Genomic DNA, 8247 nt, shown 5'->3' on the forward strand with positions numbered 1-8247 from the left:
GATCAGTCCGCTTGCCCAGACAATGTGGCTCAATCTTCGCCCATTGGGCATCCGTCAGTACGTCTCGGTCCATCCAAAGCGTGAATCACATTCGTAAAGCTTTGTGAATCCCCACAGACCCTAATGGGTTCATCTTCCTGCCCAACCCGCACGCCGTGCTGTTCGCGCACCGTGGTGGCCAGGGCGCGGCATTGCCCGATCCTGCGCCAAAAGGGCTGAGCACGCATATCGTGCCGGCGAGCTGGAATGCATTTGTGTCGCGCGCACTCGATCTGGGTTGCAAGGACGTGAAGCTGCTGCTCAATCCGCCGCCGGCACCGCCGGCACCGCCGGCCCCACCTGTCGCGCCGCCCGCAAAGCCGAGCGCATCCGCTGCCGTGAAGATCCTGCGCAACCGTGTGGCGCCGTCTGCAAAATCCGCCCCAACCAGCTGAATCAGGGACACCCGAGCCATGTCCAGCCCACCCCCCGGCCTTTACGACAGCTTCACCGAGCAAGGCCTGTTCTGGCTTGCGGACAAGCGCGAGGACGAGATCTCGGGTACACTCAGTTACGATCCCGACAAGGGCGCGATCCTCAAGCTGGTCGGCATCTTCGGGGAGCTGGGCGACGCCTTCAAGCGCGCATTCGGTGGCGCCCGCGACGAAGCGGCGGTCATCCACGGGGTTACCATGAAGGGCAAGCCGCTGAGCCTGCTCCACGCCCATGACATCAACCGGCAGCTCAACATGCCGGGTATTCCGAGCGAAACCTGGTCCTCCAACCTGCTCGTCATCGGCGCGCACATCACCAGCGCCGACGAGGCGATCTTCCCAAAATGCTATTTTCGGTTCGACGAGATCGAGACCTGGCTCGAGCACAAGCCATTCACGGACACCTTCGATTTCGACGCCAAAACGCTCAATGTATTCGCGGAGAAGCCGCGCGAAGTGCCATTTGCCACCCATGCCGAGTTCGCGGTGAGCACGGTCGGCAGCCTCTATTCGGACAACGACACTGGCACCCGCTTCGTGATCGACGTGACCAGCCAGATGGCGATCACGCCGACCGAACCCCGATCACTCGACTGGCATCTCAACCGCGCGGTGCGGCTGCAGGAACTCGCCTCGCTGTGCACCGGCCATTTCCTGCCGCTCACGTCATTCGAGTTGCGTGGCCCTGATGCCGAGCTGGGCGGTGGCGGCACGCGCCCGTCCGAGGTGCACCTCTACGCCCTCATGATCCATGGCGAAGGGCGCAGTGAAACCGGCACGAAGCGCCGCACGCCGATCGTGACCGGACCCGAGCTCAATCGCTTCAACCCGGAGGCGGTGCAGCGCTGGTTTGACCAGTTCGAGGCGTTCGACCCGGCGTTGCGGCTGTTCTTCACGATCACCGGCGCCCGCCAGATGTTCACCAATATCCGGCTGCTGCTCGCCATCCAGGCGCTGGAAGTGTTCCACCGCCGCACCAGTGATCAGGGGATCTTGAGCGGCGAGAATTTCGCCACCTTCACCGAAGCCATGGTCGGGGCCATCCCGGACGACACCGCGCCCGACATGCGCGAGAAACTGGAATCTCTGTACCGCCACGCCAATGAGCCGACCCTCCAGCAGCGGCTCCGCTCGATCGTCGCTTCACTGACCGAAGCCTTTGGCGAGCGGCCTGGCGGGTTCAACAGCAAGTATCTGCGCAAGCTCGTCGACACGCGAAACTATTATACGCATTTCTCCGAAGCGCTGAGCGCGCGGACCTTCGATGGCGAGGGCATGTACTGGGCGACGCGCCGCGTCGTGCTGCTTCTGACCCTCTTGTTTCTGCAACGACTCGGGCTGACCGCCGACGACATCAAGCCGCTGCTTAAACGCCACAATGAGTTCGCGCAGCTCTGGGCCAAAGCGGACCGGCCACGATGATCCGGAACGATGGCTCAATAAGCGGGCGCGCGAAGCGGTATGTCAGTGGCACTGTCGTGAGCCGAGGCATCGCTTATGGCTAGGCGTGGAGGACAGCGCCGGTTCCAAGCGCATCAGGCGCGCCGTCGCCAGGCTGATGCGGCGGCCGAGCCAGTGACGCCGCCACGCGCGGAGGCTGACATCCTTGCCGAACTGCGCCAGCTGTGCCGTACCCCCGGGTTCGCGCATGTCATCGCGCATGTGATCGTCCGCGACAATTTCGTCTTCTACAAGGAGGAGATGAAGCCCGAGGACATGGCGCATCTCTTCGGCTTCAAGCGGCTGATCCGCACCGAGGTCGCGACCCTGATCGGCTATATGATCCAGGCCGGGCCAGAGGTGTTCGCGTGCGAGCCGGAAGATCCGGCCGCACTCGTTGCCCGGGTAGAAGCGCTGCTTGAGGAACTACATCGCCGGATGAGCTGGTCGATGTTCGGCGACGGGCTGGGGAATTTCCTCGCCGCGCGCGAACAGCCTGAAGCGCTGCGCGAGCCGATCTTCTATGGCGGCGAGTCCGCCCTTAATTTCCAGTATCGCGATTTCGCCATCCAGAAATATGGCGCCGACAATAGCTGGCTCGAGTCCCATCGCGGTTTCACGATCGAGGATGCCGCCGCCCTCGTCGATGCATGCCTGGCCTTGACCGAGGAGCAGGTCACGACGCTCTGGCGCGCGGCCGATCCGAACGATCCGGCGAGCTGGTCGCTGCTCCAGGGCTTCATCGTGACCAAGGCAGACCTGATGGACCACAGTGGCCTCGACGACACGTGCGCCGCGGCGGTCCTCGACGCGTTCTCGGTTTCGCTTGGCGAGAATGGCGAGTTCGTCGCGCTCAACGACTATAACCGCGCGGTCTCGACGCCGCTGATCGCGCTTGGCGACGATCGCTACGCCATCCTGCAGCATTATGCGCCGGTCGAGGCGCTCTACGAGACGCCGATGTACTGGATGTACGCCGACAAGGCCTATCGGGCCACCGCGGCTACTCATCGCGGCGATTTCACCGAAGCCTTCACCTATCAGCGGCTGGTCGACGTGTTCGGTGCCGCCAATGTTCATCGCGGCCTCAATCTCGACCGCGCCAAGGGCGAGCGGATCGGCGAGATCGATATTTTGGTCGAGTTCGGCGGTCGGCTGCTGCTCGTCCAGGCCAAGTCGAAACGGCTGACGATCGAGGCGCGCCGTGGCAATGAACTGAGCCTCAGGGCGGACTTCAAGCGTGCGGTTCAGGATGCCTATGATCAGGCCCAGCTCTGCGCCGAGGCGCTGTTCGACCCGACGGTACTGATCACCCGCGCCGATGGCAGCGCCGTCACGCTCAGGCACTCCCCGCAGAAAATCTATCCGATCTGCCTTGTCGCCGACCATTATCCGTCACTGGTCTTCCAGACCGACCGCTTTCTTCAGAGGCGCGAGGTCAACAAGGTCGCACAGCCAATCGTCACCGACATCTTTGCGCTCGACGCGATCGCAGAGCTGCTCGACCGCCCGGTACGGTTCATCGGTTATTGCGAGCTACGCGACCGGTTCGGCGAACGGTTGATCTACTCGCACGAGCTGGTGCTGCTCGCCTGCCATGTCCGTCAGAATCTCTGGGTCGATGAAGGGTTCGGCGGGATGATGCTCCACGACAATATCACCGGCTCGCTTGAGATCGCCATGCTCGCACGGCGACGCGGTATCGCCGGTGAGAAAACGCCCAAAGGGCCGCTGACCGCCTTTGCGGGCACGCCATTCGATGGAATGCTCAGGCGCATCGAGGAACGCCCCGAACCGCCGCTGGTCGACCTGGCGATCTACATGCTCGAGGCCAGTGGCGCCTCGATCAACGCTTATAATGAGGGCGTTGGTCTCATCACCGCTCAGGCGCGGCGAGACATGCGCCAGCATGATTTCAGTCTGGCGATGGGCGGGGAAGGTCTGTCGGTCCACACCAGCTACGCGCGGCGCCGCGAGGCTGAGGAGCGTCTGGAGGCTCATGTCGAGGCCCGCAAATATGCCTGCAAGGCGGATCGCTGGTTCGGATTGTTCGTCGATCCGGCGGACGGCTTGCCGCTCGTCGGCTACGTCCTGAGCTTTCCCTGGGCCTATGATCCGCTACGCGCCGAGCTCGCCCGCGAGCTACCCACCGCCAGTGCGCGCACGCCTTTTTCGCGGACGCTCGAGGGGTTCCAGCCCGTGAAAGCGCGCCGCAGACTTGGTCGCAATGATCCCTGCTTTTGCGGGAGCGGAAAGAAATACAAGAAATGCTGCAGCGTCTGACCGCGTTGGCCAGCTCCGACACATGGCTGCCCGAAGGCCCGACTGCTAAGCACCAGTGGCACGGCTCGCCTGGCGGACACGGTGTACCGGCATGTCGTGCGTATCCATTTCATTCGATGCAAAGCGTGGTCAGCGTTAGCCCTCGGCCAGCCCCACAACTGAAAAGGCCCGCCAAATCCGGCGGGCCTTCATATTGTGACAATCGCAGTGACAAACAGGGGAAGCGCGAGCTTCTTCAAATGGGCCGTAAATCGGCAGAACAGCTTCGTGGAAACATCAGTGATCTTCTTCATGGGCAGCCTCCCTTTGCTAACAACATGGTCAAGAATGACGTGGAGGATGCCATGAACAACGATATGAAAGAACCAGACTCCTAATTGTGCGATCGTCCCACTTCCGGTGGGAAACTCGTGCCCTTCACATAGCGTGACCTGGCGTGAATTGCAATATTACGCGCCGATCGCGGCGGCGCGCATGGGCTGTTCAGCGTGCCTTGGCTGCCGTCGGCATCACCGGTTGTGCGCTCGGTTGGGAAGCGCGGGCGGCCTCATCGCGGAACTGCCGTTCACGGTAGGTCTCGGTGACGAAGTCAATGAACGCGACCGCGGCCCCGACCGCAAGCCGTGCGTGGCGCGGCTGCAACCCGCGATGCTGACCGTCGCGGCCATGGCCCGAACCATAAAGCCCGCGCAGCTCGGCGAGATATTGTGTGAGTGCCGACAGGTTGCGCAGGATAAGCCTGATCGTGTCCGCGCCCTTGGCAGCATCCGTGATATCATCGGGAACCAGCCCAAGTTCCTTCGCCACCAATTTGGTGAGTGCCGGGAGATCGGCGCTGTGGGGATAGCTGATGCCGCGCTTGGTGAGCACCGATTTGCAGCAGCTTTCGACCAGTTCCTTCGCCGTGCCGATCGCGAGCGCCGGGTCACGGTCGACGGCATTTTCGAGCCGCGCGATCTCGCGCTGCATCCATGCCGCGTCGAGGGCGTCGGCAACGGTTCGCGCGCGCATGACCGACCGGCCGCCCATCTCGCCGATCGCCTGGGCCACGAAACGCGGCCGCCCGGCAATCTTTTCGATCTCGACCAGCATCCAGCCCTCGGGCCGCAGCTGGTCGTTGAAGTTGCGCACCATATCGAGCGCCTGGTTGCGGTCGGGGCGGACGACCGGATGGACCGTCTCGGCAAGGAAGGCGAGAAATCGGTCGGCCGGACCGTCGATCAGGTCGAAGCGCTTGTCCTCGAAAACCCAGTCATCGTCCCAGTCATTGTTGTTCCAGCGATGTTGCCAGATATCGCCGGCTGCATCCTTGTAGCGCGAGTCGTGCGAGGGAAGCGCCTCGAGATCCCATAAGCGCTGCAGGAACTCAACATCGTCGAGCGACCCCATCCACGCGATACCGTCGACCTTGAGGCCGTCGATGATGTTCCTGCGTGCGCGCCGCGACACATTGGCCGGGGCTGCTCGCCAGTCGGGCCGCGGCTGGATGCGGGGCCGGATCGATGCGTTGAACCACATCGAGTCATCGCGCTCGTACACCGCCTTTGCGCGCGCGGTGATCTGTTCCTCGACCGTCGCCCGCTTTGCGCCAAGGCGACCATAATGGGCAGGGTCGATCGACAGGAACAAGGTGTAGATCGGCGTTCCGCCGTTCCAGTTGTCGTATCCCGTCTCGGTCACCTCGCAATCTGCTTCGCGCAGCAGTTCCGCCGCCTCGGCCATGCCCTCCGCTGACAGCATTGCCTCTATGGCTGCAAGATGCGCCTCATCGTCTTGGCCATCCACGCGATCGCTCCTTTCACGCCTATGTGTACACGGAACGAAGGCAGAACGAAAGTGAGGGCTTCGAAATGTGCGGGTGCGGCCCCTCTAGATAGCGCACTCTCGTAATCTCGGTGAAGCCGCCAGCCGCTATCGATGACTGAATGTCGAAGTTCGAGAAATTGGTTTCAGCCTTAAACCGTCAAGACTGGCCTTGGTGCTTCGCGTCTTTCTGATGCTAACGACCGCTTCGTGCATCAGATCACCCAGTAGCCGCCAGTCAGCAAACGGCCCAGCTTCTGACGTTCCCAGATGCCGGTCGGGCGAACGTTGAACGTCGGCTTCTGATAAGAGCCGCCGTTCGACACGCCGCAGGCGAACGGCAGCAAAGTCCCAAATCAAGCCGTTTCCATCGGCGCTCCCGCGATATGAACGAGCGGTAGACGTTGGGAAGCCGAAAAAGCCCGCGAACGGCCGGGAGTGGGTCGTAGCTATTCAACCAAGGGGTTATAAAAACGGAAAGGCTGCTGACAGTATCGAACATCTCCAAAAGGTGCTACAAGTCTGAGATGAAACCAACCAATGGCAATTGCTAAGCCGTTGATATCACGAGCCGCTAGAACAACTCGACGCCTCCCGTAGGGGTCACCATTCCCGCCCGGATTGGCGGAAACGGCGGTTTTCTTCCTGTTTACGGCTCGGTGAGTACACCTGGTGAGTACACGGGGAGAAGAAACTGTGGCCAAACCGAAGGCCCTGTGGCGCGATCCGCGCACCGACATCTACTATCTGCGCAGGCGCATCCCAGAGGCGCTGAAGCCCGCCTTCGCGTGCGGCGACTTCCACAAGGTCTCGCTCGGCACCGCCGACCCGCGCGATGCCGAGCGCAAGCTCGCGATCGCGAACGGCGAGTTCGAGAAGAAGGTCGCTGCGTTCCGCGAGGTGCTGAAGTCCGAGGGCGGCGCCGTCCTGTCGGCGGAAGAAGCGCGGGCGCTGGTCGAACGGCACCTCACCCGGCGGTCGAGCGAAGGGTTCGCCTCCGGCGGCCTCGATGCCGCGTTCATCCTGCGCGAGCTCGACGACGTGGTGGCGGACCTCGCCGGCGAGCGCTTGCCGACCGCGCAGTCTATGTCGGCTGAGGAGTGGAAGGCCTATCGCAAACGCGTCGCCGGGTGCGACACGGACGACGAGTTGTCGGATGAGGCCATCGCCCGGCTCGAGGCCGAAATCGCGATCAGTCACCGCGAGACCGGCGAGCGCTGGTTCGAGTACCAGCGGCGGAGCCACCCGTGTTGTTTTGGATGGAGCCCACCCTTCAGGGGGAGTACCGCCTCCTCCGGGGCGAACCAACGTTAGCCAGTAAGTCGAATGGCTTTGAGCTGCTACCTGTTCTTGGACCATTTGGCTGACGGTCATCCAGCATTTGCCGACAGCGGTGGGCCATGTGCCGTTGACGGGTTCACCAGCGATATCGGCGTCTTGTTGCCGATCGCGCTATGCGGTCGCACCTCGTTATAGTCTCTGCGCCAAGCCTCGCATTTTCGCACCGCGTCGTCGAGGCTCATGCACCAGTGCCGGTTCAGGCACTCCGCCCGAAACTTGCCCCCGGCCTTCGCCGGGGCAGGCTGTTGAGGGACTCGATGAACGCATTGTCCGTCGGCTTGCCGGGTCGGCTGAAGTCGAGCGTGACGCCGCGGGTGTACGCCCACAGATCCAGGTCGCGCGAGATGAACTCGCTGCCCTGGTCGACGCGGATCGACGCCGGATAGCCCAGCTCGCCGCACACCCGTTCGAGCACCTCTACGACATCCGGCGCCCGGAAGCGGAACCGCGGCACGATGGCCGGCGAGAACCGGCTGAAGGTGTCGACCACCGTCAGGATGCGCAGCTTTGGCCCCGTCGCGAGCTGGTCATGGACGAAGTCCATGGCCCACACCTCATTCGAACATGACGCCGCGCAGCGGCCTTCTCTCAGCTTCGCCTTCACGTCCCAGCCCTCCCGCCGGAGCAGTACATGGATGCGACGATAGCCGTAACCACCCGCGTCTCGGCGATCTCCTTCATCCGCTTCTTAAGGTCGGCCTGATCGGCGCGGCGCCCACGATAGTGGTAGCTCGATTGCTCCGCCCGGAGCACCCGGCAGTGAACCGCGCCGGGTTTGTCGGAGGTGAACCGCGCCGGGTTTGCCGGAGGCCATGGTTTGTGAGTCACGCTGCCATATCGATGTTGTCTGCGGCAGCATAATATTGCTCTTCGGCTTCAGCAGGCGGGATGTTGCCGATGGGCTCCA

General features: G+C 62.8%; 7 protein-coding genes and 1 pseudogene. 5 read left to right on the top strand and 3 right to left on the bottom strand.

What is annotated here, in order from left to right; translation table 11 throughout:
* The first annotated feature begins 155 nt into the window (after positions 1-155).
* The 4 genes from ABLE43_RS22805 (at position 156) to ABLE43_RS22820 (ending at position 4573) form a co-directional block, all read left to right on the top strand.
* A complete protein-coding gene (locus ABLE43_RS22805; protein WP_348980243.1) occupies positions 156-434 on the top strand; it encodes a hypothetical protein in 279 nt (92 codons plus the stop codon).
* Positions 435-452: 18 nt separating this feature from the next.
* Positions 453-1895 carry an ApeA N-terminal domain 1-containing protein gene (locus ABLE43_RS22810; RefSeq protein ID WP_348980244.1) on the top strand — a complete coding sequence of 481 codons (1443 nt, stop codon included), beginning with the start codon at positions 453-455 and terminating at the stop codon, positions 1893-1895.
* Positions 1896-2135: 240 nt separating this feature from the next.
* Positions 2136-4196 (top strand): YecA family protein, encoded by a 2061-nt coding sequence (locus tag ABLE43_RS22815; protein ID WP_348980245.1) that lies wholly within the window; start codon positions 2136-2138, stop codon positions 4194-4196.
* Positions 4181-4573, top strand: a complete 393-nt coding sequence (locus ABLE43_RS22820) for a hypothetical protein (protein ID WP_348980246.1) — start codon at positions 4181-4183, stop codon at positions 4571-4573. The genes ABLE43_RS22815 and ABLE43_RS22820 overlap by 16 nt, the downstream gene beginning before the upstream one ends.
* Before the next feature lie 106 nt (positions 4574-4679).
* Here ABLE43_RS22820 and ABLE43_RS22825 read toward each other — a convergent pair whose 3' ends face one another.
* Complete coding sequence (locus tag ABLE43_RS22825; RefSeq protein ID WP_348980247.1) at positions 4680-5981, bottom strand: abortive infection family protein; 1302 nt, start codon at positions 5979-5981, stop codon at positions 4680-4682.
* 233 nt (positions 5982-6214) lie between these two features.
* Positions 6215-6346 (bottom strand): hypothetical protein, encoded by a 132-nt coding sequence (locus ABLE43_RS22830; protein WP_348980248.1) that lies wholly within the window; start codon positions 6344-6346, stop codon positions 6215-6217.
* 349 nt (positions 6347-6695) lie between these two features.
* Here ABLE43_RS22830 and ABLE43_RS22835 point away from each other — a divergent pair, with 349 nt between their 5' ends.
* Entirely contained in the window at positions 6696-7313 is a 618-nt protein-coding gene (locus tag ABLE43_RS22835; RefSeq protein ID WP_348980249.1) for a DUF6538 domain-containing protein, read from the top strand.
* A 56-nt stretch (positions 7314-7369) separates the two neighbouring features.
* On the opposite strand, the pseudogene ABLE43_RS22840 reads toward ABLE43_RS22835, so the two are convergent.
* Positions 7370-8099, bottom strand: a pseudogene (locus ABLE43_RS22840) (integrase core domain-containing protein); the annotation flags it as partial.
* Positions 8100-8247: the final 148 nt, after the last annotated feature.

The sequence above is a fragment of the Sphingomonas silueang genome (genome assembly GCF_040049155.1).
Lineage (GTDB): Bacteria > Pseudomonadota > Alphaproteobacteria > Sphingomonadales > Sphingomonadaceae > Sphingomonas > Sphingomonas silueang.